Here is a 26,566-nt window from a genome sequence, read left to right on the forward strand (position 1 = left end):
GGGCCGCAAGCATTCATCAAGGGAGACAGGAAATGAAAATTCAGAAAGCGCGGACGTTCATCGCGTGTGCGGCGCTTGCGCTCGCCAGCAGCGCGGCATTCGCGCAAGGCAACGGCGCGCAAACAAGCGACGCATCGCAAAGCGCAGCGTCCGCCGCCGAAGTCGCAAAACTGAGCGTCGATCAACAGGTGCGCTGGCTGCAGCGCGCACAGAAGAACGACACGCTCACGAAGATGGACGACGCGCAACTGACCGCGCTCTTCGAGGCGTTCGATCCGCTCGTCGTGCCCACGCTCATCAAGCTCGGCCCGGCGGGCTATCCCTCATACGAATTCGTGCTGTCGCGCTGGGAGCGCCTGAACGGCAAGTGGCCCGCGAAGCCCGCGCACATGCTAGTGAAGCTCGAGCACGAGCCGCTGCGCATCTACGCGAAATGGCTGCCCGACGGCGATCATTCGGGCGAGGAGGTGATCTACGACGCCTCGAAGCGCAGCGACGAAATGTACGGACACCTGGGCGGCCTGCTCGGCGTGATGCCGATGTGGACCGCACTCGACGGCACGCTCGCGCGCTCGCAATCGAATCACAAGATCACGGATCTCGGCACCGAATTCATCGTGAGCCAGTTCATGACCGACGCGAAGAAGTACGTCGAAGTGGGCGCGTCCTACAAGCCGCAAGTCGAGGTGAAAACGATAGACGGCGTGCGTGTGGTGGCGCTGACCTACGTTTCGCCGAGCGGCAAGCCGCAGTTCTACGCGAAGAAGCAGACGCTGGGGCTGGACCTGCGGCATCCGTATTTCCGCACCGTCGAAGCCTACGGCGACGACGGACAGATGTTCGAGAAAATCGTCATCGACAGCATCACGCCGAAGTCCTTCGACGACGAAGCATTCGATCCGAAGAATCCCGATTACAAGTTCTGAAACCTGGGCTACGAGAACAAAGGTGAGGCTTTTCGGGAGGAGCGCACGACATTCGACTCCTGGAACTCCTCACCTATCGTTGTATCGGTGAACTCACGATGCGGTGAATGACTCACCGCCGCGCGCGCTCAACGATACTTCTGCAACTCGGCATCGGTGATGGGTTGCGCCGGCAGATTCAGCATGCCCGGCAAGTCGTCCAGCTTCGGCAAGCCGCTGACATTGGCCCAGCGTCCGCCCGAGCCTTGATAAACAAGCGTAGGCGTACCGTCGAAACCGAGGTCCTGAAAGAGCTTGATGTTGTCGTCGAGCTTGTTCTTGTCGGCGGCGGAGATGTGCGCGAGCGGGGCGATGCCGCCCGATTCGTCCTTCTCCGAGTAATGCGTTTCCAGCTCTTTGAGCAGCGCGGCGCCGTCTTTCGCCTCCAGCAGCGCAGCCGCCTTGCCCGCCGAATCGGGCTTCAGAAAGCCCATAGGAATCCAATGCACCTGCAGGCCGACCGCTTCATACGGTTGCAGTGCTTTCCACACTAAGTGACAGTAAATACAGTTTGGGTCCATAAAGACATAAAGCGTCGACTTCACGTTCGGCCCATTCGCGCCTTCGACGATCGCACTCGCATTCTGCAGGCTTGCAGCCGCCGTTGCGGGCAACCAGGTGGGCTCAGCGGCCGCGGCGGCCGTAGCGCCAGCGCTCATTGCCAGCGCGCCTGCAGCGATCAGCATGCGTGTGAACTTCTTCATTCTTTCCCTCTGACTGGATAGCGCGTCACGTCGCGAGTCTGTGAAGCGAAGGCTCGTATCTTAGGTTCGGGCCATGGCACGTCACTGACGCCAATATGGCAAAGGCGTCAGGTGAGCAGCAAAGGTGAGAGTTTGCGGGAGGACGTTGGACCTGTCAGTATTCAATTGAGTTGTGACACCACACCTAGCGCAGACAATGCCTTCAAGACAGTGGTGCCTGCTCACTCCTCATGCAGAGTTGGAAACAAGTCCGTTGCAAAGGGTCTAGCTGCGACGAAGTCTGCACACAAAGTCGTGACAGCCGCAAGCAGCAGGGCTTTGCGGGGTCGCCTTAGACCGATGCAAAACTGCTGGCCCACTCCGAGTTCTGTGCGGCCAGTTTGAGAGTTTTCGCCCTCAGCGCGTGCCAAGGCGACACGATAGATGACGCAAGGAGGCCACTGTAAGGGTCACCGTGCCGACCTTACTCATCGCTTTCATGCGAATTCCTCTGAGTCAGGAGAATTGCTTCACGCACTTGGTCAGCCCCGTCGCGATCTGCGAAATCGTTCGGGACGCCGTGTCGAGCGTGATGCGACAAGCAGCCGGTCTCCGGTTCCGTTCGAGATGATCGTTGCCTTAGTTGACCCACATCTGTGATTCATCAAACTCGAAATCATCTATCCCGAGCTTCTTCATTATCACAGGCAGAACCTGGTGAATTGCCCGCATCCCACGCAGCAATTCGTTCATGTAGACGTCAGGGTGAAGTTGAAACGCGTTCAGTCCCAAGCTCTCTTTCTCGGCTTCCTCGCGAAGATCTTCAACGTCTGCCTGCACCAACCAGAGAAGTTCCGCACGCAGGGCAACACCCGACCGATAAGCCTTCCGCTTGACAGTGTTGAGCCAGGCAACATACTGCCTAAGCAGTTCGTGCTTGAATTTCCGGAATTTACCAGCGAAATTAGCCTTCTCGCCAATATCGATCTTGGTAGCTGCAAGCGACATCAGGTGTGAGTCAATGTTCTCGCCAACACCGTTCCAAACATCCAGTTCCTCATCGAACAGCAAGTTAAGAACGTATGCGGCATAGAAGCCGTAGACATTGACGAACGCGTCGAACATCTTGGCAATCAACGACGCGACCGGGTCCTCCTTAACCAGCTCATCGAAATTATCGGGAACATCGTCGTAGTCGACGTCCAACTTTTTCGGGAACGTCTTGGGCAATTCAACGCCCATCTCGTTCAGAGTGTCAAACACGCGCCAGCCAAGGAGACCCGTATCGTCGCTGAACGGCTCCGTGTCGTATCCAGTTTCCGACCTAGACTCCGCAACCTCGGCCAGGTAATTGATAAGGTTCTCCCACTTCTCCGCAGCCTCAAGCGAACCCGCCCATGCTATGAATTGCGGATCCTTATCTCCAATGTTCGCAAGAGCTCGAATCTTGGCTTCCATATCGGAAGACATGTGCTCATTTTTCTTCCACTTGCTGATTTGAGTAGGCGACACTCCTACCGGCTGAAGGACAAGCGAAAAGCAGGACAAACGGGAACGCGGGCAACAGCCAAAGCAGCCGCGTGACACAGGACCCGGGTGGGTCAGATTTACTTCGGCGAATCGTCGAAAGGTGGGTCAGAATTCAATCGGCGTTGACAGCCGGGCTCGTGCTCGAGCCCGGTCGCTTATTTCAACTGCAGCGCCCTACTTCAAACCGCCTGTTCGCCGTGCATGTATAAACCGCTCCGTCGAGCATCAGACCAATATTGCCAAAGCGCGAACGACCGTTTGAGAGAGGCCGGTACGAGCCGACATCCATTCTCACCCCAGGGCGAGACTCGTTATCAACTTTTGCCATAGTTTCGTCACCGCGTCCGTTCTGCACAATCTCGCAGTTTGGGCTTCAACACTTACCGGCCTTCTTGCGTAGACCGGAGACCACAAAGCGGTACATCTCCTTGTCTTAGAGTCGGATCTTCCTGTGCGAACTGCGGGTAACCAGAACAATGCCGCGCTTACGCAGTTCAGCAAGAACTGACTTTTCCAAGAATTCGGTGCCACGAACTTCACCAATCCCGGAGCCAGTTCGTCGACAAGGGTAAAGCGCATCCCAAACGTTGATCTATCGGCGTATAGCTGTATGCCGGGGGTAAAGCGCGGCGCGAATATTCCGGTGGGGTCAACATGGAGAGCCGAATAGCGATTCATTGCACATCGCATATCCCACCGCAGATTTTGAATTGCGCGCGGGGTCGTATTCGCCCGGAGTTTGAAGGGGCGCAATCGATTGCCAATGCTCATCAACCGATCCTGCATCTCGTCCGCTGTTGCGGGAGGTGGCGAACCATTAGCGGACACGGAGATATAGACGCGACCGTCTTTCGGTTGACGTTGAGGGTAGTCAGCTAACCATTCGAGGTCTCCGCAATATCTATCCGACGTTCCCTCGCGAATCCAGCCGACTCCGGCGTTCTCAGAAGTCGGGTTATCCTCTCGGTCGTCTTTTGGCGGCTGCCCCAAAGGCACTCCTCCGATGCGCAGGCAGCCTATGTCGATCTCCGAGCGGTTAAGTATTCGCAAACTGCGAGTCCTTAGTTGGCGTACGGCCGCCAGTGCTGTTTCAGCGCATTCCCGATGGCTCGATGCGCCCAGAAACGCGGGTGTCCACAAGATCGGTACATCCGCTGAAATTGCTTTGAGCCAGTGACGTGCGCTATCTATCTGCGCCTCATCGATGTCGCCAAGGAGTAGTAAAAAGTCAATGTCGCCGGGTATCGGACTGATGTTCCAAGAGAATTTTGCACAATGGACGACCACTCCGTGAGGCAACTTCGTGCCGCAAATTTCGTCTGAGAAATTCGTTCTACTGAACATGTATTTTCCTTTCCGCGATAATTCGGGAACCGACTGAAGCAAACTTTAACGGCACGTTACGCAGCGAGCCCTCATCGGACGTTTGCTAATTCGTGATATGGAGGACGACCGCAAGCGATCTATTGTGATGGCGAGGGTTCGTCGAAGAGGTTTGGCAGTCGATGGACGAACGGTAGCCGGACTCACTCGAGCGTTGGGCTGGGGGTGCGGCCGCGAGGACAGGGAACCTCTGTACGCCAAGGTCAAAGCGATTGGCTTAGCGGCAGATCTAGATGAACTAGGTTCAACGCAACAGGTCCGTCCGCGCACTCGGCGCTTGACATACTTCCGATGAAAAGAAGGAACGGGTCGTTTTGGTCGATGTGCTCGGTGCACCTGAACGCCGATAGCTACGTACGACGTAATACGCCTATATCGACCTGAAAGGAGTACGAATAATACAAAAAAGTCGCTTCGAATGTCAATTTTACAGCGCATATCTCCAGCAAACCGTTGCCCAGCGGGCGTCTGGCGTTGCTACCGTGCCAGCCGCCCCTGACCAGTCGCAGCTAGTTAGAGCACGCCCATAAGATCGACACCGTCCAGAACCCCAACTTCGTTGTGGGCCCCATCATCGAAGGCATCGATTTCATCAACGCAATCAAGCCAGTCGCCGGACATCGCGGTTTCGACGCGGAAGATCGCAGGTTCCTCAAGCTCGTCGATCTCAGGGGGCTCTTCGGCCAGTACCTCGGAAAAGTCGAGTTTGGGTGTTCCATACACCACGTGACAGAATTCGGCGAGGCGCGCGGACAGAGTGACGGCGTTGAAGCTGCCACGGCCCACCGTCTTGCGATGCTCCTCTGCCACGATAGCGAGCGTTTCGAGCCTGTAAACGGAACCGCTTGCCCAGTTGAGCAAAGGCGATATCGCGAATTGCGGGAGCGGAGTCGACGAATGCGTGCTCCAGACCAAGCTGCACATCAGACGGCCATCAACCTCGTCGAAAGTGCCAAATCGAAAAGCGCGCTCGAATGCGCAAACGCATTTGCGCTTCAGCCGCGCTTGAATCTGGGCAGCACGGTCCGGTCGTTCGTCGCTAGCGGCCAAAACGACTGTCGCCGCCTTACTTCGAATAGCTTTGCCGATCCCGTCAGCGAGCCCATTCAGGCCCTGAACACGGTCTACTCCCTCAATAAGGATTACGGTTGGCGAACGGTGCGCCTCATGGTCGAGAAGCGCCTTCGTCACCCAACGCAGGACCTTCCAAGCGCGCATTTTTCGATGAACATGGAGTGGGCCCTCGAAGTTCGCGGCTAATGACGAAAGTTCGCTAACGAGCCAGCGCATTACGTGTAGCGCGATCCTCTCTGGTAGGTCGCTCACGTGAATCAGGCAGCGTTGAGTCAGGAAAGGCTGACGAAGCAACATGAGACCAAACGCAAGGCACGAAGAGTAGTCGCCAAAGCTAAAACTCGCCTGCTCCGAGTGGCTCCCGCGATTCGGAGGCTCACCACCGGCAGGAGGTCGACCACCAGATGCTCCTCCGCCAGTTGACGACGCCAGGGGAGTCTCGTCGGCGCGGTGACAATCGGAAGAAGCCCCAACGCCAATGGAAATTTCCGGGTTTTCCATTATTCTCGTCCTTTCGCTAAGTTATTGACGAGCGAACACGCCGGGAGTTAAATTAACCCACCGTGAGCAGTTCACCACGAGATGCGGCGACCCCCGGCCCGTCAAAGCAAGGGTCGCCGCTTTTTTTAAGTATCTACTTCCACACTCCCTCCCATTTCAGCGTAACTTCAAACTCGTCCCGAATTGAATCTGCATCTTCTGTCAATCGGGATATTCAGCGTCAGCCAAAATCTGAAAAACAGAAATCGTGGTTTACCTAGGATTTTCTCGATTATTCATTCCACTCAAAATCGATAACAAACATATTATCTTCTCACAACCATATAGTTAACTAACTTATATTAATAATATGATACGATGTTTTGTAAGTATCTGATAAAGTTGAATTTTTGTATAAGCGAGTCAAAAATTTACACATCGAATTTTTAATAATTGAAAAGTCTTGTTTTGCTGTTTTCAAATCGAAATAATATCAACTGCGCCATTGTCAATTGCCGGAACGCTGAATTTTCAATGCGGGTTGCGGCGCGGTCCTATGGGCACGGATTTAAAATCGCAGCAACCGTTAAATCAGTGTCAGTTCGAACACCCTTATACAGTTGACAAAGCCTTACAAATAATGAAATATTGCTTTGTGATTTTGGCACCTAGACTGCGGCGTGAATATTTGAATGCTTTTCTTAAGAGTCCAAGTATTAACAGCGCCGAGCAGGGCCGGTCGGCACTGGGAGGCTCAACGGTCTACAGATCCTCGTCGTCTCTGAGCGCGGAAAATGCGATTACCCAGAAGCTTGTTGCCACATAGCGACCACAGAACGCAGGGAGAATTTGAGGAGTCGCCTTCATTGTGGTTATTGCTACTAGCCCTGACTCATTCAACCCGTCGGCGCGACCACTTGACGGGAACCCGTGGCGACTGATTCACTGGCTCAGCGAGACTTATCGGGCTTGCTTATCAATTGCCACTCCGGCTTTGAAAATTCCCGATGAGCTCGGTAATCGAGGCCTTGGCAGCATTCCTAACCACGCGATCCTCTGTGTTCGCGGGCAACGGGGTGACTAAGATTGCTGGAAGGCGCTCACCAAAATTGCCGTCTGTGTGTCCCCTGGTTTTCCTCACCTATTGGGCAAATGAGCTATTGGGCTGCACTGCTGCGTCAGCCAGAATGCTTCTGCGCAAACCGTCAGCTACCGACACGCACGGTCTCGGCCTGTCAAAGTCGACTTGAGTTTTGGGCAGCGAGGTGAATTCGATTGGCAGATGACGCTCACCGAAGCCCCGAATCTCATGGTTTTCCTCACCGATGCTGCGAATGCTATTAGATAGGGCTCTCGCGTCCAGCCAGAATGCCTCTGAGCAAGCCGTCAGCCACTGCCACGCGTGGGCTCGGCCTGTCAATATCGACCCGCGTTCGAGTTCTGGGCCGCGAGGTGAAATCGATCGGTAGATGACACTCACCGAAGCCCCGCATCTCCTGGTTTTCCTCACCGATGCTCCAAAAGCTATCAAGCAGCGCTGTCGCGTCCAGTCAGAATCCCTAACGCGGTTATGTGGATCGAAACCTTCACCACTAAATACGGACTACCAATCAATTACTCCGGTTTTGCTTTGAACAACCCATGACTCTTCCTACCTAGAAAAGAATCTCTCAAACGTCAACAATCAAATTCGGGTCGAACGGTCGTCGCATTGAGCTAGGCTGCCACGGATAACCTCGCCCATTACATATCACACGGGTACCGGAGATTTCACTCATGGTGAAGATCGGACGCTATTTGTAGTCTCACCGAACCATCTCCCCGAATCCAAGCAATCGAGATACACCATAGGGTAGATGAGCGAGAAATGCAATCTATAGATGTCTTTTTCTGGGGGGATCCAGAAGGTCTGCTTGCGCCGGTGAAGACTGCAATTGGGGACGGATATGCCGCCAGTAATGGTTTGCCCGGCGCGCCACCACCGCGATAGTCAGGGTCCGCTCGCGTATCGGATCTTGAACGGGAGACTGTGCCGGCCATTGATGAAGCGAGGCCTTGTTAGCAATTCCACTTCGGCTTGGACGATCATTGAGCGAATTCAGCCGGCACGTAGGTCGTTGAATTCCGTCGCAGCCTTTTCGCGCCGGCAACCCCGCAGAGCGTCCAGAGTCGCCGACTGACGGTGAGAATTTCCAGGAGGGCGAGGAATTGGTGAGGAATTCCAGGAGATGTCCGTATGGTGAGGACTTCCAGGAGAAGACACTGCTTTCGCTCGCGACAGGCTCTTGTCGTCCCACTGCACCCGGATAGTTACGTGGAAAATGTAGACGAAAAGATTCGCAACTCCAGGGTCGCGGCTATCGAACTGCAATTTTGGCGGATCGCCATGACCGTGGTTAGCGGCCCGAAGCTCCGCAAAAGGCGGAGCAGCAGACAACAACGATCTGCACATCACGTCGTTCCGTCCGGACTAGTCGCCCACCGACGGCTCTTGAGTGCCTTCGAATTCGGACGCGCTCCTGCCATTTTGCTCGACCTCCCGGAACAGCAATGCAGGAGTGGTTTCGAGTACAGAGCAAATTCGAAGAAGAGTTTCCAAGGAAACGTTTATGCCTCCGCGCTCAAGCAGCCCGAAGAACTGGCGCGTTACACCTGCAGCATCCGCTGCGGATTTCTGTGTAAGCCGCCGCCTCTTTCGAGCGCTCAGGATCGCATCACCCAACCGACGGCGATAGTCCTCGACTTCATGATCAGAAGGTTTCGTCAATTGACAACGCCGCATTAAATACTGTTGATCTGGTCCAAGCAGACCGCGAGATCGCTTCGAACGAGATTTTATCAATTCGCACACTTCCGTCCCAACGGCGGCCGCCGGAGAGCGAACAGCGGACGGACGATGTGCCAAATTCCGGCCCTTGCCAGCGATGGAGACCAAACCTGCCACCCGATTAAAAATGAAAGGTTCGACATTACAGGTTCGTCGCGGCTGAGGCCCAAGCTAATAATCGCTGATTTGCACACACCCAAAAGCACTAAGAGGCTATCCAGTGAGAGGCAACGTGGCCATTCTGCATCGCACACCGTCGGGAGCCCCACCCATTGGGCACCCCATACGCCGGTGCTTCACGGGCGAAATCCCTATTTTTCTGGTCAATGATTCTTCAAAATTGGCAAAAATGGCTACAGAGCCCGGCGGACACGGTTGACACAACCTTTAATTCGGCATCCTTAGCTAGCATTCACTTGGTTTTCTGCCGATGCGAGTTTGCTGCTATGCAGCATAAATCAAGTAGCGGCGGCGGGAATCCTTTGTCTGGCGGACGTCACCCCACTTTGATCAGTTGGTTTGTTCTAGACTTAATTGTGCAAAATTAGCGCTGTTTTCTTGTCACAACTCTATTGTTTGGGCACAGGACCCTAGAACTTGAACCGCAACTGAAACCCGATGGTAAACGGCAGATCGTCAGACGGTATCGGCGGAATGACGATGAAGTTCACGCCCACGCGCTTGTACGCGACCATCACGATAGGCGCGACCACGGGCCCGATCGTATGGTCGTGGCCGAGGCCCCAATTGCCATAGTTGTAGCCGGAGATGATGCCGCCCATCGCCGCGAGCCGCACGAAGCCCCAGTGCAGAAACTCGGGCGCCCACACTGCGCCGCCATAATAAGAGGGCCGGCGCAACGAGTTGCGAAAACCGCCTGCCGTGAGCGCCCACGTGTCGCCAGGCCAGCATTCGATGCCGAGGCCCGGATTGAATTGTTCGAAGTCCTTGTCGGGATGGATGTGGTACGAGCCCACCATTGCATCGACCCACAGGCCCGAACTACACCAGTTCGCCGCGTGCGCCGACTGCGCTGCGCCGAACAGCAGCAGCGGCAAGAGCAGCAGGGCAGCCGCCGCGCCGCGTTTCGTTCTCATCGCCTGCGTTGTCGACGTCGTTGTCGTTATGCTTGCTGCGTCACCTTGCTTCTGCCAAAACCGCATGGGCTCTCCGTCCTTTCTTGCGCCGATCCGCTTGAGGATCGTCAGTTTTCTGATTGCTGGTTCGCGGTGAATGACGAACTGTACCGCAACCCGAAGCGTGCGCAATGGAGTCGAGGCTCGGATCGGGCAACTCGCTCGCCGCCGGCATGGTGCCAGCGTAGCGAGTCGTCCCGATGAAAGCGAAGCGTCAGAGGCCGAGGTCGGAGAGGCCCGGATGATCGTCGGGACGGCGCCCGAGCGGCCAGTGATAGAGACGATCCGCCTCGCGGATCGGCAGGTCGTTGATCGATGCGTGACGGCGCGCCATCAGGCCGTTCGCGTCGAACTCCCAGTTTTCGTTGCCATACGAGCGGAACCAGCTGCCCGAATCGTCGTGCCACTCATAGGCGAATCGCACCGCGATGCGATTGTCCGTGTACGCCCATAGCTCCTTGATCAGGCGATAGTCGAGTTCGCGCGCCCACTTGCGCGTGAGAAGTTCGACGATGGCCCCGCGGCCCGTCACGAACTCGGCGCGATTGCGCCACACGCTTTGCGGCGTGTATGCAAGCGAAACGCGTTGCGGGTCGCGCGTGTTCCAGCCGTCTTCCGCTGCGCGCACTTTCTGTATGGCGCTCTCGCGCGTGAACGGCGGCAGCGGCGGACGCACTTCGGGCGAATCACTCATGGTCTTGCTCCTTGCGTTGGGCGGCGCGCCGTGGCGGTGCGCGCGATGGGGATCGGTTTTGGGATTGGCTTGGGGAATCGGAACCGCTTTTCGGTGCGAGGGCGTCGAGCAACGATCGGCCTGCCGCGCGTGCGTCGAGCGCCGCATCGGCGTCGCCGCTGACGAGCGCGACGCCGATCGCGCCATCGATCAGGATCAGCCATTGCCGCGCGAGACGGGCGGCGATCCGGCGATCGACGCCGACGATCGCGGCCCACGCCTCGCTCTGTTCGCGCACGAAGTCGAGCAGACGCTCCTTGTGTTCGCGCGCGACCACGCGCACGGGGTCGGCAGGCGACGCGATCTCGCCGGCGGCGTTGAGAAACGCGCAACCGTGAAAGCCTTCGGACGTGAACCACTCGCGCAATACGTCGAACATGCCGACAAGACGTGCCTGCGGCGTGCGTCCACGCGCGAGCGTGCCGGCGACGAACCAGCGCATCCAGCGCTCGTCGCGCCGCGAAAGCGCAGCCGCGACGAGCGCGTCCTTCGATTCGAAATACGTGTAGAAGCTCTTGCGCGCCGCCCCCGCCGCGCGAACGATCGCATCGACGCCCGTTGCGTGAATGCCGCCCGCGTAGATCAGCGCCTCAGCGGCTTCGAGCAGGCGCTCGCGCGCATCGGCCTGCGGCGCATCTGCGTTCGCTTCGGTGTTCGTTACGGCGGGCGGGCTCATAGCTAGTCTCGTTGGGCGCGATTGCGGCGGGATTGCGAAGGTCAGCGGGAGAATGATCGTTCTCCCAGTCCGCAATGTAGAACGATCATTCTCCCAAGTCAAGACACTTTGCTGTCGCGCGCGCTGCGCTGCGCCCTAACGCGATCCCACAGCCCGCGTCCTGAGACCGCGAACACGGCGACCACGACCAGCGTGAGGCCGAGCACGCGCGTGAGCGTAAGCGGCTCGCCGAGCAGCACCGTGGCCAGCGCCACGCTCGACACCGGCGCCACCGCGGTAAAGACTGCGGCCTCGCCGCCCGGCACGCGCGCCGCGCCCGCATACCAGAGCCAGAATCCGGCCACCGTCGGCACGAGCGCGTAATACGCCACGCCGAGCAAGGCGTTCAACTGCACGGTGTGAGCCGCGCCAAACCAGCCGGGCAGCGCGCACAAGCCCGCTACGACGAAGCCGATGCCCGTCATCGCGCTCGCCTGCGCAAGGGGCGGCCACGGTTGCGACAGCCGTTTGTTCAGCAGGACGAACAGGCTTTCGCACACGACGGCGCCAAGGATCATCGCGTCGCCCGTGAGCGAGCGAGCGCCATCGCGATGCTCGCCGGGCGCGAGTGTGACCATCGCCACGCCGAGGCTCGCGATCGTTACCGAAACGAGCGTCCTTGCGCGCAGCCGCTCTCCGAGCACCAGCGCCGCCGTCAACGCGCAGACCGCCGGTAGCGTGCCGAGGATGATGCCGGCATCGCTCGCCGAAGTACGCTGCGTGCCCGCGATCAGCAAGACCGTATACCCGACGCTGCCGATCGCAGCCTGTGAGACGAGCAATAGCGCGTCGCGCAGGCCGGGACGCGGAAACGCCGTACCGGTCAGACGCATGAGCAGCAGAAAGACCGGCAACGCCATCCCGAAGCGCAGCGCGGTGGCCGGCAGCGGATCGAGCCCGGCGCCGATGGCCTTGCTCGCAATGACCGTGCTGCCCACGGTGAGCATGGCCGCCGTCAATTGCGCCTGCGCGACGGATCGGGGGGAGAGGGTCAAGCGCCGCGCGTTTTCGCGCGACGGCAATCGGTTCGACATGGAGCGCTCCTCGTGGTGATACGCCTGTATAGGCTCACGACGGCGCGCCGTCTTGGATCGTTGTGCGTCAGCGGATGATGCGCGTGCGACTCATGCCGCGCGCAAGCCGGTAACGCCCCGGCGATACGCCGAACTGCCGCGCGAACGCGCGGTTCAAGTGGCTCTGGTCGCAAAAACCGGCGGCCAGCGCGGTCTGCGCCGGGGCATGGCCCGCCTTGAGCAGGCGCCGCGCGAGCGCCACGCGGCGATGCAGGATGTAGCCGTGCGGCGCGACACCGAACGCACGCAAAAAGCCGCGATGGAGCTGGAAGCGGCTCAGCCCCGCCGCCTGCGCGAGTTCGGCGAGTAAGAACGGTTGGGCCGGGTCGGTGTCGATCATGTCGCGCACGCGCGCGAGCGACGCCGGTGAGCACTGCGCGAGCACGCGCCGGTGGCCGAGCGCCTCGACGAGCCGGGTCATCATCTCGAGCGCGGCGGCGTCGAAGGCCATCTGCGAGAGGTCATGGCCTGGGTCGGTGACATGAGTGAAAGCCGCATCGAACAGCGCGCGCAAACGCGGCTCGCTGATCACCGGCGCGTGGAGCGCAAAAGTGGCGTCCTCACCTTGCGTGATGTCGGCTTGCAGCGCGTCGACCCAGCGCGGCTCGAAATACAACATGCGCCACGTGCGCCCAGCGGCGTCGAGCGGGCGGCCGTCGTGCACCTCGCCCGGATTGACGAGGATGAGGTCGCCCGGCACGGCCTCGACCTGGCCCGCATCGCTGAGCGAGACATGGCCGCCGCGATCGATCACGCCAATGCCGTACTGGTCGTGCGTGTGACGCCCGAACGCGCGCGCCGTGGCGGCCGTCATCGCGTCGACGTCGCGCACGAGCGTGGCGTGAAAACGCACGGCGTGGTTCGTGGCTGGCATGGTCGGCTCTCCGCTCGTTCGGGCTCCAATCGGCGTATGAGACCCGAGTTTCGCGCGGCGCGCAATGTGCGCGTGACCTGGACAAGAAACTGCGCGGGTCGCCGCGATCCGGCCCCGTCGCGTTATGCTTCGCGAACCGGATGGAAGAAACGCACGTCGCCAAACGTCCTTACGGGTGTCGACGAGTCAAAGGGAGATGAGATGAAAGACCGGCAGCTGGTATCGCTTGCGCCCCTCGTTCGCGGCTCGCGCCGCGCCTTCTGCGTGGCGCTGTGCGCAGCGAGTCTCGCCGCGTGTACGCCGCTGCGCGTGGTCACGCACAGCGTGAGCCGCACGGAAGCCGACGTGCCGGCGGGACACTACGTGATGGATGCGCATCACTGGAGCGTCGTGTTCGACGTCGATCACTTCCACTACACGCGCTTCGTCATGCGCTTCGACCGCGCGCAGGCGACGCTCGACTGGCAGGCAGGCGGCCTCGAAGCGGCCGCGGTCGACGCAACCATCGACGCCACGAGCCTCGACACCAATGTCAGTGCGCTCGACACCATGGTCAAAGGACCGCAGATGCTCGATGTAGCACGCTATGCGCAGATCCGCTTCACGAGCACGCACTTCGAGCGCACGGGCGAAGGGCGCGGCACGCTCACCGGTAATCTCACGATACGCGGCGTAACGCAACCGGTGACGCTCGACGTCACCTTGAATGGCTACGCGCCGAATCCGCTCACCAAGCAGCCTACGTTAGGCTTCACCGCATCGGGCCATTTCAAGCGCTCGGCGTTCGGGTTGACGAGCTGGTATCCCGCCGTGGGCGACGAGATCGACGTGCGCATCGAGGCCGAATTCGAACAGCCGGCGCCGGGCGCAGCGCCGTAACAGCCTCTTCAAATCAATGCGCGTTCAGGCCGTGGTCCAGTCGAGAATCACCTTGCCGCTCTCGCCCGAGAGCATGGCCGCGAAGCCCTTCTCGTAGTCGTCCACCCCGAAGCGGTGCGTGATGATGGGCGAGAGATCGAGCCCGCTCTGCAGCATCGCGACCATCTTGTACCAGGTCTCGAACATCTCGCGGCCGTAAATGCCCTTGATTTCCAGCCCCTTGAAGATGACCTGATTCCAGTCGATGGCGGTTTGCGCGGGCGGAATGCCGAGCAGCGCCACCTTGCCGCCGTGGTTCATCGACTCGAGCAACGCCGTAAACGCGCTCGGCACGCCCGACATTTCGAGGCCCACGTCGAAGCCTTCGGCCATGTGCAGTTCGTTCATCACGTCGCGCAGCGACTCGCGCGAAACGTTCACGGCGCGCGTTGCGCCCATCCTGCGCGCAAGCTCGAGCCGGTAGTCGTTGACGTCCGTGATGACGACGTTGCGCGCCCCCACGTGCTTCGCGATCGCCACCGCCATGATGCCGATCGGCCCCGCGCCCGTAATCAGCACGTCCTCGCCCACGAGGTTGAACGAAAGCGCCGTGTGCGTGGCATTGCCGAACGGATCGAAGATCGCGGCGAGATCGTCGGAGATCTCGGGCGGAATCTTGAACGCGTTGAAGGCCGGAATCACGAGGTATTCGGCGAACGCGCCTTCGCGGTTCACGCCGACGCCCGTGGTGTTGCGGCACAGGTGACGCCGCCCCGCGCGGCAATTGCGGCAAAAGCCGCAGGTGATATGCCCTTCGCCCGATACGCGATCGCCAATCTGGAAGCCGCGCACCTCCTGGCCCATTTCGACGATCTCGCCCACGTATTCGTGGCCCACGTGCATCGGTACCGGAATGGTCTTCTGCGCCCAGTCGTCCCATTTCCAGATGTGGATGTCCGTGCCACAGATCGCGGTCTTGCGGATCTTGATCATCACGTCGTTGTGGCCGACTTCGGGCTTCTTCACGCGCGTGAGCGTGAGTCCGGGCGCGCGTTCGAGTTTGGCGAGTACTTTCATTTGATTCGCAATCCTTGTTAAATCACGCCGAGCTGCCGCCCGACCCGCGCAAACGCCTCGACGGCGCGGCCGATCTGTGCGGACGTGTGCGCGGCGCTCATCTGCGTGCGAATGCGCGCGCGGCCCTTCGGCACGACGGGATACGAAAAGCCGATGACGTAGACGCCCTCGTGCAGCAGCGCGTCGGCCATTTTCGAGGCGACCTGGGCATCGCCGAGCATCACCGGAATGATCGGGTGCTCGCCGGGCACGAGCGTGAAGCCGAGCGCGCTCATTTCGCGACGGAACTGTGCGCCGTTCTCGCGTACCTGGCGGCGCAGTTGTGCGCCTTCGTCGCTCTCAATCAACTCGAGCACCGCAAGCGTGGCGGCCGCGATGCTCGGCGTCAGCGTGTTCGAGAAAAGATAGGGGCGCGAGCGCTGGCGCAGCAAGTCGACGACTTCCTGCTTCGCCGCGATATAGCCACCCGACGCGCCACCCAGCGCCTTGCCGAGTGTGCCGGTGATGATGTCCACGCGCTGCAGGACGCCGCAGTGCTCCGGCGTGCCGCGCCCATGCTCGCCGATGAAGCCGACCGCGTGCGAGTCGTCGACCATCACGAGCGCGTCGTAGCGGTCCGCGAGATCGCAGATGCCCTTGAGGTCGGCGATGATGCCGTCCATCGAAAACACGCCGTCGGTGGCGATGAGCTTGTAGCGCGCGCCGGCTTCGTCCGCTTCTTTCAGCTTTGCTTCGAGATCCGAAAGATCGTTGTTCTTGTAGCGATAGCGGCGCGCCTTCGAAAGGCGCACGCCGTCGATGATGCTTGCGTGATTGAGTTCGTCGCTGATGATGGCGTCTTCTTCGCCGAGCAGCGTTTCGAAGAGACCGCCGTTCGCGTCGAAACAGCTGGAATAGAGAATGCAGTCTTCGGTTTGCAAAAACGTGGCGAGCGCGCTTTCGAGCTGCTTGTGCACGCTTTGCGTGCCGCAGATGAAACGCACCGACGCCATGCCGAAACCATCGCGCTCGAGCCCGTCCTTTGCGGCGGCGATGAGACGCGCGTCGTTGGCGAGGCCGAGGTAGTTGTTTGCGCAGAAGTTGAGCACGTCGCTGCCGTCTGCGAGCCGGATGTCGGCCGACTGCGGCGTGGCGATCACGCGCTCGTTCTTGTAGAAGCCATCGGCGCGAATCTGGTCGAGCGTCGCGCGCAAGTGGTCGAGATACGGGGTACGCATGAATCGTGCTCCTCACATCGCTGCGGCCTGCCGCAGTTTTGCTGCGACAGGCCTGCGGTTTGTCTGCAGTTTGCTATAGTCGCCGTCAGCCGCTGGCGAAAATTTCCTTTATTTCGAACCCGGGTTCGATATGTCGAACGCACTCTAATCGATGAGGCCGTGAATGGCAAGCACCCGCAAACCGCGATCCGCCCCGGCGGGCGCCGTTCCTGACGCCCCTGCGTCGGCCGCAACTCACGTACTACCTGCTTCCGCCATGCCGGCCATCGCGCCGCCGCGCGTGGGCGAGCAGATCCAGCGGCTGCGCACCGAGCGCAAGATGACGCTCGACGACCTCTCGCGCGCCGCGGGCGTCTCAAAATCCATGCTATCGGAAATCGAGCGCGACAAGGCGAACCCGACCATTGCCGTGGCATGGCGGCTCACGAACGCGCTGGGCGTCAAACTCGATTCGCTGTTCGCCGCCCCGAAGGCGCCCGAGGCGATCGCGGTGGCCGGGCCGCACGACATCCCAACGCTGCACGGCCACGACGCGGGTTACCAGTTGCGCGTGTGGGGACCCATTGAGCTGGCCGGCCACTTCGAATGGTATGAGCTGACGCTCAAGCCCGGCGGGGCGCTGGTTTCGGCCGCGCACGAACCCGGCACGCGCGAGCATCTCACTGTGCTGCAGGGAAGCATCGAGGTGGAGGCGGCCGGCGCGACGCAGCGTCTGAAGGCCGCGGACACGGCGCGCTACATCGCCGATCAGGCGCATGCGATCCGCAACGCCGGCAAGGGTGAAGCACGCGCGCTGCTGGTGGTGATTCATGGCTGACGGCCCGCCTCACGGCTGGCGCTGACCGAACGGACGAGGCTGCGCGATCGGTCCGACTACTGTATATTTATACAGTTAAAGTCCGACTGGAGCCGTCGATGTCCCTCCCAACCGAACTACCGCGTGAGCCCGCTCTGGCGGCCTTGCGCTTTCAGGCCGCCGCACGCGACCTCGAACACATCGTTCGCAACATCGCGCAGCGTTATATCGCGCGGCAGGTGCCGCTAACGTGGCGCCTGCTGCATGCCATCGAGGCCGAAGCCCTCGCGGATCTCGGCTTTGCCAGCCGCCACGACGCCTTGATGCTTGGCCTCTTTCAGCGGCCGGGCGACCTCGCCTGGCCGGAAACCGACGAGGCCGTCGACTTCGGACACTCCAACGCGTTGCCGGCGGTATTTGCATTCGCGGTGTCGGCCTACGAACGCGCCGCACAAGGCGCGGAAGAGTCGCGCCGGCAGGCAAGACGCCACGACGCGGTACGGCGTGCGAGGGCTTGGGGTGGCTGATCATCGAGCTATCGCTATAATGTTCGTGTAACGCAACTAACGGAATGATAGAGATGGCGTCTTCGACTTCCTCACGCGACCTCTTCGACCAGCAACGCCAGGACTGGCAGCGCGACCCCGTCGCGGCGTTCGACGCCTGGCTCGCCTCGCAGGACTTGCGCAGTTCGTCCGCCGAGGTCTATCGCGTGCAATGGGGACGCTTCCTCGAATGGCTCGCGCTCAAGCGCAAGACGATCATGACCGTCGATACGGGCACGATCGCCGAATTCGTCGCTAGCCTCGATATAAAAAAACCGCAGCGGCTTCGCTACCTGCGGCTCATCGAGCGCGTGCTCGATCACGTGCGCGAAATCGAACTCGCCTCCACGAATCCGGCGCGCTTCATCGCCCAGGACGGCGAAGCCGCATGGCGCAACGCGCGCGAAAACGAGCCAACCGGCTTCCTGACGCCCGCCGAGCGCGCCGCGATCATCGGCCAATTGTTCTCGCCGCTCGTCGAGCCATCGGCTGCGAAACGATGGCGCGAGCGCCGCGACCGTGCGCTCGTTGCCATCTTCCTGGGCGGCGGATTGAAAACGGGAGACGCCATCGCGCTCACGCTCGATTGTGTGGCGATCGGCTCGGAGTGGGTCACGATTGAAGCCGCCAATCCGGCGTTTACGCGCGTCACGCGACTGACGCCATTTGCCGTCGACGTGCTCGGCGCCTGGCTCGATGCGCGCCGCCTGGCCGGATTGCCCGGGCAGCTGGTGTTTCCGGGTTCGCCCTCAGGGCGCCCCATGCACAAAGCCACAGTGCTGCGCGCCATCGACGCATTGATGGAAGCGGCGGGCGTGGCGAAAACGCGCGCCGAACGCGCGAGTCCGCAGACCTTGCGTAACACGTTCGCGGCAGACCTGTTCGAGCGCGGCGCGGATATCGATCAGGTAGGACAGTGGCTCGGCTTTCTGCAGCCGATCTCTGCGGGGAGGCTCCATCGTGCATGGAAGACGTGGGCGGAACGCGAGGCGTCGCAGCACGTATCGGCGCAAAACGACGAGGCATGAAACGTCGCGTCGGCCGGCGATTGAACGTTTGAGAGGCGTGTGCGCGCCTCCCGTAAAAGCTCACGTCAAGCCTGTTCGTGTGAATGCTTGCCGGCCATGAAGCGCGCGTACGCCGCAAGCTTCGTCGCGCCCGTGCCCGAGGTGTGCTCGCACTCCGGGCAAGTGAATTCGAAACCATCGTCCACTTCGGACAACTCCGGTTCCCCTTCGTGACAGTTAGGACAACGCGCCGGCAAGGCGACTTGACCGTCGACTACGGTGCCGAGACTCGCCAGTTCGGCTGCGCCCAGCCGGCCCGCGGCAGCGAGTGAACACAGCAACGACGCGACCGAGGTATCGAGTCCCTGCTGCCCGCGTAATGCCGTGACCTGCCGGGTAAGCACGTCCACTTCGTCGGACCGTTCGCGCAGCACGGCGTCGAGCCGGTCGGCGCGGGCCTTCGCCGTCGCCAACTGCTGGATGAAATCGAATTCCTTCTTGCTGGCATCGCGCTGGGCCGCCTGCCACGTCGACGACATGGTGCGCAGCGAATCCAGTTCGACCAGCATAGGCTTCACGCGCCGTTCGGCCTCGGCGAGCGCGTCCTTGATCTGCTGCGCGTAGTGCTCGGTGCTCTTGCGCATTTCCTCGTGCAAGCCGTCGATGCGGTCGCGGAGCCCCGCGTTGGTGGTCTGCTCCGCCTCGAGCCGCTTGCGCAGGGCGTCGTTTTCCATCTCCAGACGCTGTACCAGCACTTCCCGATTGCCATGCGCTGCGACGCCCTGCGCGGACGCCGCGGCGAGCTGGCTTTCGAGTTCGCGCACCCGCTCATAGGCCGCTTCCACGCGCGCTTCGCTGCGCTGCAGCATCTCATCGGCGGCTGAACGACGGGCCTCGGCCTCCCGGGTCGCCTGCTCGGCATCGAGGCGGCCGGCTTCGAATTCCGTACGTTCCGCCTGCAGGGCTTCGCCCGCGAGCGCGAGCGCTTCCTCGAAAAGCGCGCCCAGCAGCTCGCCGGCGCGCTCTTCCAGTGCGGGCGGAATCGCCCCGGCGCCGACACGCACTTTGGAGGTCGCGCGAATGCGCTGCCAGAAAAGCTCTATATCCTTGGGGATGTCGCTGGCGCTTCCGGTTTGGGTCAGCTCGCGGACGGCAGCCATCGAGGGCTTGATCTCGAAATCGAAGAACAAGCGTTTGCAGGCGTGTAAGGACAGTTCCTGCCTGCGTGCTCCGTTTTTTCGCAAATCCTCGATTTCTTCGCGGATTGCCTGGCGGTCCTGGTCTCGCATATTCGTCTTCTCGGCAGTGGAGTGGACGAATAATAACAAATTACGTTCTATTTGCTACGTTTTTGAGTCCTGAGCTTGCCAGCGATAGGGTGATGGCCGTCAAGGGGTCATCTATCTCGTCACGAGAAGAGATCAGCGCGGGTTTTCCGTGAAACAAATCGAACTTTGTTTCATAAGCCCTTGTAAACACGTGAATTTCTCGCCTGATTCTACTGCGATCCGTTGTTTCACGCGAGCCGCCTCGGGGAGGTGGCGCGGTGGTGGGTTAGGAATGTGGATATCTCGGGTAGCTCGCGGGAGGATTCTTGCTTGAGAGATATAAAAGTAAACACCCTTGATACCGGTTAAAAACGTTAACGCCACGGCAAATCCTTGCCTGGCGGGGGTTTCCGGCCGATCAGGTGAAGCTTTACGGGATCTTGGGTGAGCGCCTGCGGGACAGTTCGGTGGCGGGCTTCGGGAACGCCGGTGAGCCACTGCAGGAGAGGACGTGAGCGGGTTCAGGAGCGGGGGGATTCTTGACTTCCCGGCAAGGGTGAGGCGATACGGGAGGCCACGGCCGGGCATATCACGCACGGCCGGGCCCGGCTCCGATGTTACGGGAAATGCAACGGTGAGGGGATTCGGGAGCGGCGATTCGCGCCATTTTTTGGCTAAATCGAGGGGCTGAAATGCGTGCGGTGAGAAGGATCGGGAAAAAATGCAGTTCGAAGGTGAAGTTTTTCGGGAGCCAACGCCCGAAATCGGGCGAAATGGGCGCTTTCAGGGCCCAGAGGTGAGCTTTTTCGGGGGCTTGCCATCGAGCCGCACGAATCTTCCGGCTGCTCGAAGGACGTTCCCGAAGACTTTACGCGACATAGGGTGAGGATTTTCGGGAGATTGCCGCAGTGCCGCGAAAGTCTCAGGATCCGCCGACGCTCTTTAGCTAAGGTGAGGTTTTTCGGGAGCATTTTTTGGCATATTTCCTGCCGAAGGTGAGCAGTTTCGGGAGAAAGTTGGCGTTCACTGCGCTGCAGACGCCGAGAATACGGGCTCGCGGAGGGTGTTACTCCCGGTTGTCATCCGGTATGGGTGAGAATATTCAGGAGGTTTTTCTCGGCAAACTCGCATATGCCTGAATCTGGTGTCTCGATCTGAGGTGAGGGAATGCGGGAGCCGATATCGCCTTCCCCTGCCTGCCGCACATGTGGATAAGTTACGGAATCCATTGATTTTTTCTTTTCGGCGCAATGAGCGGTGAGGATTTCCGGGAGGCGCCACGACGGTGCAGCGCAACCGGACCGGATGCAAAAGGTGAGGTTTTTCGGGAGCAATTCCGGCGTAACAGCCGCAGCGTCGGCTTTCGGGAGCGCGCCAATAACTTTGGCCTGCACGACGACAGGTGAGGATTTTCGGGATATCTGGGGCACTCCCTCGTAACGCGCTGATGATTTGGCGCTTCGATCGCCGTGTCGGACAGCTTTTGCCGCCACAAGTGGGACTTTCCGATCGTTTTGTCCGTGCGGCGGGCCACGCTTTGTTGCAGTGCGATCGCACCGTTGTGGATTTTTTAGCTGGCAACCGGTTGGTTGCCAGGATTTCGCGACCATCGACGGACTTTTTTCACCGTCAGCACGAAAATATTTAAGGTGAGCGAATACGGGAGCCGATGGCAACCTTTGGTACTCAGGCAGAAATGCGGGATCCGGCCGGAGCGTGCATGACGCAAAGCGCCCCACTGGATGGGCGTCTGACCAAAGGTGAGGCGATACGGGAGAGTGCCGCGGTGAGCGGCGCGCGCGAGATGCGCATCACCGGCAATGGTGAGGGAGGCCCTATAGACGCCTATCACCACAGACGGTATCCTTTCGCGAAATTCTCTTCTCGACCCGACGCATGGCCACGAAGCGCGTGAAAAAGACCGATGTGGTAAGCCCCAGCTCGGCGGAATTGCGCAAGGCCGTCGAGGCGATCGCGATCCAGCCGAAGAGCGGCAAGATCACCCTGCTGACCCGCAAGCTGTTCAATGTCCTGTTGGCCGTCGCCCAGCAGGCCGACGAGTCAGGTGATACCTACCGTGCGCTACTGTCCGACATCGTCGCCAACTCGGCGTTTGATTCGAACGATACGGCGCTCGTAAAGGAGCATTTGCGCCGCATGGTGTCGGTGCAGGTCGAATGGAGCCAGGGCACGTCGAGCCAGAAGCCCGGCCGCAAGTGGGGCATCTCCACGCTGATTGCGGACGCGGAAATTCTCGAGGATCCGCAAACCCGTCGCGTCTGGGTGGAGTTCTCGTTCGCGCCGAAGATCAAAAAGAAGCTGCTGGATCCGGTCCAGTACGCCCGCCTGAGCCTGCAGTTCCAGAGTCAGTTGCGCAGCAGCGCGGGGCTGGCGCTCTACGAGATCTGCGTGCGCTATCTGACCAACCCCAGCCATCTGACGATGCGCGAGACCTGGGAGTGGTGGCGCCCAATCCTTTCCGGTACCCCGGACACCGAAGCCGGCGACGAAGCCAAACGCGAGTACAAGTATTTCAAGCGCGATTATCTGCGGCCCGCAATTGCCGAAGTCAACGCGGTGACGAACATCTTCGTCGAGTTGATCGAGCATCGCGAAGGGCGCCGTGTCGCCGAGATCCAGTTTCGCGTGACCGAGCGCAAACAGCCGATGCTCGCGCTCGACGAGCATCCGAATGTGTTCGACAGCACGCTCGTCGACCGCATGGTCAAGATCGGGATTCCGCTCAAGGAAGCGCAGTCGCTTTACGCCGACAGCGAGGAAAACCGCATTCGCGCAGCGTTGCAGCTGACCGAACAGCGCATGCGCAGTACGAGCTTGCCGCCGGTACGCAGCGCCGCTGCGCTGTTCAAGGACGCGTTGAAGAAGGGCTATGCGCCGCCGGTCGAGACCGCGGCAGGCGCCACACCGGCCGTTGGCCGCGGTGCGGCGGCAGCGGTCTCAGCCGACGATCCGAAGGCGCGGCTGCTCGATGAGTACGCGGCGTATCGGCGCAAGGAAGCGCGCTCGCTCTATGAGGAGCAGGGCGACATGGAGCGTGAACTGGCGCGTCAGTCGTTTGAGACGGATGAACTGCCGGGACTGGGATCGCATTTGCGCGACGACTGGCGTCGTCGCGGGCTGGAATCGAAACTGGCCGATACGGCGTTCTTCGACTGGCTCGCGCGCAAGACCTGGGGCGAACCGACCGACGGCGATCTGCTCGCGTTCACGCTGAGCCAAACGCGCGCTGCATGAGCATCAGTTATGGCCGGCCCGTGCAATGCGGGGCGGTGAGGGTGTGACCGTTCGGGCGATTGTGAGGCATGAAACGATCGTGCCTCGATCGTCGACGGTCCGCCAGTGCGTGGCAGCCGTCGACACATTTTCCAAGGTTATTTCGTTTTCAGGATCTGTTCGATCTGCTGAAGAATCGCGTCCCGTCGATCTTTGGTGAGTCCCTTCAGGCGCAACTCGAGCCGGTCGTCGCCATAAGACTTCAAGTCGCCGACGGCGACACCGTCCAGCTTGATCTCCAGCCGTTGTGCGTAGCGTTGCCGCCCAGCCGGTTTCGGGCTTTCCTGCGCGCTCGCCCGGCCTTTCACGATATCCGCTACCTGACGCGTGCTGAGGTCGTCGGCCACGATGCGGTTGATGAGACGCAGCGTGGCATCGGTGCCGCGCGCGCCGTGATAGCGCCCGACCTGATAGGCCATGTTCGAGCCGAAGCGGTCCGGGCGTGCCACCATTTCCTGCATGACCGATTCCGGCAACTTGCCGATCGATAGCGCAACCGCCACCGTCGATTCGTCGAGGCCGAGGTGGTCGGCAAGTTCACGTTGACTCAGAAAATGCTTTTCGTCGATGAATCGCTTCCACACCACCGCGTTATCGAAAACGGTCTGCGAATCGCGCTGGACGTTCAGGTCGTAACCGAGTTTGTAGCTCTGAATGCCGATCGGCAGGTCGACGACGATTGCCTTGACGACTTCCTTGTTCGCTTCTTTCAGTGCCCGCACGCGACGGCCGCCATCGCTCACGTAGTAGCTGCCCGGCGCCGCATAGTCGGGAATGACATGGATCGCCTGCTGTTGCCCTTGCTTCGCAAGATTGACAGCGAGTTCAGCGATCGATGCCTTCAGATAGAAGTGACGCGGATTGAAGGGGCTCGGCTTGATGTCCTTGAGCGGCAACTCGATGATCTGCCCCGGACGGTAGCCTTGAGCGATGCGCCAGGTGCGGTATTCGACCGATTCATTTTCGAGGCCAGGCGCATCGTCGAGGATCGGCTCGACGGCAGGTTCAAGGCCGGTCACAAGCGCAGGCTGACTCGAGCGCCCAGCAACTTCGCGCGTTTTTGGCTTGTCCTGGACGAGGCCGTCGATGGCGTTGAGACGGTCGAGCGCAGTGCGCTTCTCGCTGCTCGTCGTATCCGGACGAGCCTGAAAGCCTTTGGCGAATTGGGAGGGTTTCATTCAGGGTCCTTTATGCGCATAAAGTCAGGGAAGCATGGCCGCGATCTCGTCGGCGCATGCGCGCACTTCCACCGCGGCGAGGCGAGCGCCGCGATCGTTCATTTGCAGAACGGTCTGGCCCAAGGCCATCGCCTGCTTGTACGCCTCACGTGTGGGAATCTGCGTTCTGAGCAGAGGGAAACCAAGCTCTTCGAGGGCGCGCTTCAGCTCGCGGGTGAGCATGCGCTTCTCCTCGGTCTTGTTCAGCAGAAATACCGCGCGCAGATCTTCGTTCATGACCTGAGCCTGCTGGATGAGCTTCACGAGACCAACACTCGACCAGTAGTCAGCCGGAGAAGACGAAGTCGGAATGACGGCGACGGTCGCAGCGAGCAACACCACACCCGAGACCTTTTCCGTGATCGACGGCGGACAGTCCACGACGATCACGTCGTAGTCGTTGACGAACTTCTTGATCTCCCGATGGATCTGGCCACCGGCTTCGGAAAGATTGACGACCGGGAACGGGATGCCGGTGTCACCATCGGCTGACGCACTGGCCCAATGGACCAGCGTGTTTTGGCCGTCGGCATCCACGACGAGAACCCGCTTCCCCTTTTCGTGAAAGGCCGCGCCGAGATGCATCGCGATCGTGCTTTTGCCGACCCCGCCCTTTTGCTGCGTGACTGCGATTATCTCTGCTGCCAATTGGTATTCTCCTTTTTGCTATTAGCTTGGGATTTTACCTGGAATGTTTTTCAGTTCAATGATTTTTGGCGTAATTTGCAGTCGAATTAGCCATTCGGACAAGGTTTATGCGCATAAAGCTCGGACAGGGGCGTGGGAACGTCGCTAGCGTTCGCGCGCGGCACTGAAATCTGCCTCGGCAATGCCTTCGATGCATGGCGTCGATCTGCTAACGGGCACACCGGACGATGATATCGGCGCACCTCACGGCTTTATGCACATAAAGTCCGCGCCTCACTCCATCGCTTCCCCGTCGCACACAAAGCGCGACCGGAAAATCTCACCGCGAATCCACATGACGCCCCCATGGCAGCAAACCTCGGCACCAAGAGTCAGGAATGGTCCGCAGAAGCGGCCTACGCGTGCCAGCGCGCCCCCCGGTAAAATCGCAGCGAGGCCCCAGTCTCACCGAGGCTCACCCACCACCACTCCTCTCTCGCAATTGCGACGTCATGATCACGATCTACCACAACCCCCGCTGCTCCAAGTCCCGCGCGGCTTACGAACGGGTATCCACTGCAACGGCAAACGAGTCAGTCAAGGTAATTGAATACCTGACACAACCGCTCACCGTCGACCAACTCAAAGCGCTGCACGCGATGCTGGGCTGCCCGCTGCTCGACATGATTCGCACCGGCGAAACCGAGTACGCAGAACTCGGCCTCGATGCGCCTGGCGTTACAGATGATCAGCTCTACGAAGCAATTGTGCGGCATCCGATTCTGCTGCAGCGACCCATCGTCGTGCGCAATGGCCGCGCCGTGATCGGGCGCCCGACCGAAAACATTGCCGCACTGTTTGGCTGACATCGCCGGGATGCATGCGTTGGGGTACTCAGGCGCCAAAAGCGAGCGAATCGCGAGCGCGAGCGCCCGCGTGCATGGACGAGGTGCAATCCCTGCCATGCACGCATGGAAATTGCATCTTTGCTAACCTGCAGACGAATCCGACGCGAGGCCCGTGTTCATCGGCTCTTCGCGCAAGTTGTCCACAAGCTTATGCCCAAAATCTGTGGATAAATTCGCGTTACCCACGGTTATCCACAACGCCTCGCCGATCCCGATATCGGGCTGACCCGAGCGAGCGTCTGCGCATCGCCGGAAGGCGCATACGTCTATGATGACGTT

22 protein-coding genes are annotated in these 26,566 nt (G+C 60.2%); 7 read left to right on the forward strand and 15 right to left on the reverse strand.

All coding sequences use genetic code 11. The annotated features are described in order from the left end of the window. Positions 1-32 precede the first annotated feature (32 nt). Entirely contained in the window at positions 33-926 is an 894-nt protein-coding gene (locus tag AB4Y43_RS16125; RefSeq protein ID WP_368616567.1) for a DUF1571 domain-containing protein, read from the forward strand. A 128-nt stretch (positions 927-1,054) separates the two neighbouring features. Here the strand turns inward: AB4Y43_RS16125 and AB4Y43_RS16130 are convergent, their stop codons facing one another. From AB4Y43_RS16130 to AB4Y43_RS16170, 9 genes are all read right to left on the reverse strand, one after another. Then, positions 1,055-1,669: a thioredoxin fold domain-containing protein gene (locus AB4Y43_RS16130; protein ID WP_368728219.1), complete on the reverse strand. Its 615-nt coding sequence runs from the start codon at positions 1,667-1,669 to the stop codon at positions 1,055-1,057. Positions 1,670-2,287: 618 nt separating this feature from the next. Further along, the gene (locus tag AB4Y43_RS16135) at positions 2,288-3,118 is read right to left on the reverse strand and encodes an XRE family transcriptional regulator (protein WP_368728220.1); all 831 of its coding nucleotides are present in this window, start codon (positions 3,116-3,118) and stop codon (positions 2,288-2,290) included. Between the two features lie 1,956 nt (positions 3,119-5,074). Further along, positions 5,075-6,136 carry a hypothetical protein gene (locus AB4Y43_RS16140; RefSeq protein ID WP_368728221.1) on the reverse strand — a complete coding sequence of 354 codons (1,062 nt, stop codon included), beginning with the start codon at positions 6,134-6,136 and terminating at the stop codon, positions 5,075-5,077. A 2,449-nt stretch (positions 6,137-8,585) separates the two neighbouring features. Next, positions 8,586-8,897, reverse strand: a complete 312-nt coding sequence (locus AB4Y43_RS16145; RefSeq protein WP_368728252.1) for a helix-turn-helix transcriptional regulator — start codon at positions 8,895-8,897, stop codon at positions 8,586-8,588. A 635-nt stretch (positions 8,898-9,532) separates the two neighbouring features. After that, positions 9,533-10,039 carry a hypothetical protein gene (locus AB4Y43_RS16150; protein ID WP_368682439.1) on the reverse strand — a complete coding sequence of 169 codons (507 nt, stop codon included), beginning with the start codon at positions 10,037-10,039 and terminating at the stop codon, positions 9,533-9,535. Between the two features lie 253 nt (positions 10,040-10,292). Continuing rightward, complete coding sequence (locus AB4Y43_RS16155) at positions 10,293-10,772, reverse strand: nuclear transport factor 2 family protein (protein ID WP_069261541.1); 480 nt, start codon at positions 10,770-10,772, stop codon at positions 10,293-10,295. Beyond that, positions 10,765-11,487 carry a TetR/AcrR family transcriptional regulator gene (locus tag AB4Y43_RS16160; RefSeq protein WP_368606527.1) on the reverse strand — a complete coding sequence of 241 codons (723 nt, stop codon included), beginning with the start codon at positions 11,485-11,487 and terminating at the stop codon, positions 10,765-10,767. The genes AB4Y43_RS16155 and AB4Y43_RS16160 overlap by 8 nt, the downstream gene beginning before the upstream one ends. A gap of 98 nt (positions 11,488-11,585) precedes the next feature. Next, positions 11,586-12,560, reverse strand: a complete 975-nt coding sequence (locus AB4Y43_RS16165) for a DMT family transporter (RefSeq protein ID WP_368728222.1) — start codon at positions 12,558-12,560, stop codon at positions 11,586-11,588. Between the two features lie 67 nt (positions 12,561-12,627). After that, complete coding sequence (locus tag AB4Y43_RS16170) at positions 12,628-13,473, reverse strand: AraC family transcriptional regulator (RefSeq protein WP_069261543.1); 846 nt, start codon at positions 13,471-13,473, stop codon at positions 12,628-12,630. A gap of 201 nt (positions 13,474-13,674) precedes the next feature. On the opposite strand from AB4Y43_RS16170, the gene AB4Y43_RS16175 reads away from it, so the two are divergent. Next, the gene (locus AB4Y43_RS16175; protein ID WP_342946847.1) at positions 13,675-14,352 is read left to right on the forward strand and encodes a YceI family protein; all 678 of its coding nucleotides are present in this window, start codon (positions 13,675-13,677) and stop codon (positions 14,350-14,352) included. A gap of 24 nt (positions 14,353-14,376) precedes the next feature. On the opposite strand, the gene tdh is transcribed toward AB4Y43_RS16175, so the two are convergent. Continuing rightward, the gene (tdh, locus tag AB4Y43_RS16180) at positions 14,377-15,408 is read right to left on the reverse strand and encodes an L-threonine 3-dehydrogenase (RefSeq protein ID WP_069261545.1); all 1,032 of its coding nucleotides are present in this window, start codon (positions 15,406-15,408) and stop codon (positions 14,377-14,379) included. Positions 15,409-15,425: 17 nt separating this feature from the next. Beyond that, positions 15,426-16,625, reverse strand: coding sequence for a glycine C-acetyltransferase (locus AB4Y43_RS16185; RefSeq protein WP_069261546.1), 1,200 nt, complete (start codon positions 16,623-16,625; stop codon positions 15,426-15,428). Positions 16,626-16,881: 256 nt separating this feature from the next. Here AB4Y43_RS16185 and AB4Y43_RS16190 point away from each other — a divergent pair, with 256 nt between their 5' ends. The 3 genes from AB4Y43_RS16190 (at position 16,882) to AB4Y43_RS16200 (ending at position 18,994) form a co-directional block, all read left to right on the forward strand. Continuing rightward, positions 16,882-17,442: a helix-turn-helix domain-containing protein gene (locus AB4Y43_RS16190; protein WP_368606541.1), complete on the forward strand. Its 561-nt coding sequence runs from the start codon at positions 16,882-16,884 to the stop codon at positions 17,440-17,442. Between the two features lie 98 nt (positions 17,443-17,540). Continuing rightward, positions 17,541-17,948, forward strand: coding sequence for a DUF2471 family protein (locus AB4Y43_RS16195; RefSeq protein ID WP_069261548.1), 408 nt, complete (start codon positions 17,541-17,543; stop codon positions 17,946-17,948). Between the two features lie 53 nt (positions 17,949-18,001). After that, positions 18,002-18,994, forward strand: coding sequence for a tyrosine-type recombinase/integrase (locus AB4Y43_RS16200; protein ID WP_368728223.1), 993 nt, complete (start codon positions 18,002-18,004; stop codon positions 18,992-18,994). Between the two features lie 65 nt (positions 18,995-19,059). On the opposite strand, the gene AB4Y43_RS16205 is transcribed toward AB4Y43_RS16200, so the two are convergent. Beyond that, positions 19,060-20,262 (reverse strand): DNA-binding protein, encoded by a 1,203-nt coding sequence (locus AB4Y43_RS16205; protein WP_342946844.1) that lies wholly within the window; start codon positions 20,260-20,262, stop codon positions 19,060-19,062. 1,058 nt (positions 20,263-21,320) lie between these two features. Next, positions 21,321-21,734 (reverse strand): hypothetical protein, encoded by a 414-nt coding sequence (locus tag AB4Y43_RS16210; protein ID WP_368728224.1) that lies wholly within the window; start codon positions 21,732-21,734, stop codon positions 21,321-21,323. 403 nt (positions 21,735-22,137) lie between these two features. Between AB4Y43_RS16210 and AB4Y43_RS16215 the strand changes: the two genes are divergently transcribed. Continuing rightward, a complete protein-coding gene (locus AB4Y43_RS16215) occupies positions 22,138-23,496 on the forward strand; it encodes a replication initiation protein (protein WP_069261550.1) in 1,359 nt (452 codons plus the stop codon). A 137-nt stretch (positions 23,497-23,633) separates the two neighbouring features. Here AB4Y43_RS16215 and AB4Y43_RS16220 read toward each other — a convergent pair whose 3' ends face one another. After that, complete coding sequence (locus AB4Y43_RS16220; RefSeq protein ID WP_069261551.1) at positions 23,634-24,713, reverse strand: ParB/RepB/Spo0J family partition protein; 1,080 nt, start codon at positions 24,711-24,713, stop codon at positions 23,634-23,636. A 24-nt stretch (positions 24,714-24,737) separates the two neighbouring features. Then, complete coding sequence (parA, locus tag AB4Y43_RS16225; protein ID WP_042271984.1) at positions 24,738-25,400, reverse strand: ParA family partition ATPase; 663 nt, start codon at positions 25,398-25,400, stop codon at positions 24,738-24,740. 491 nt (positions 25,401-25,891) lie between these two features. Between parA and arsC the strand changes: the two genes are divergently transcribed. After that, entirely contained in the window at positions 25,892-26,245 is a 354-nt protein-coding gene (gene arsC, locus AB4Y43_RS16230) for an arsenate reductase (glutaredoxin) (RefSeq protein ID WP_368728225.1), read from the forward strand. Positions 26,246-26,566 lie beyond the last annotated feature (321 nt).

Source organism: Paraburkholderia sp. BR10872 (assembly GCF_040965835.1).
In the GTDB taxonomy this organism is placed as follows: Bacteria; Pseudomonadota; Gammaproteobacteria; order Burkholderiales; family Burkholderiaceae; genus Paraburkholderia; species Paraburkholderia nodosa_A.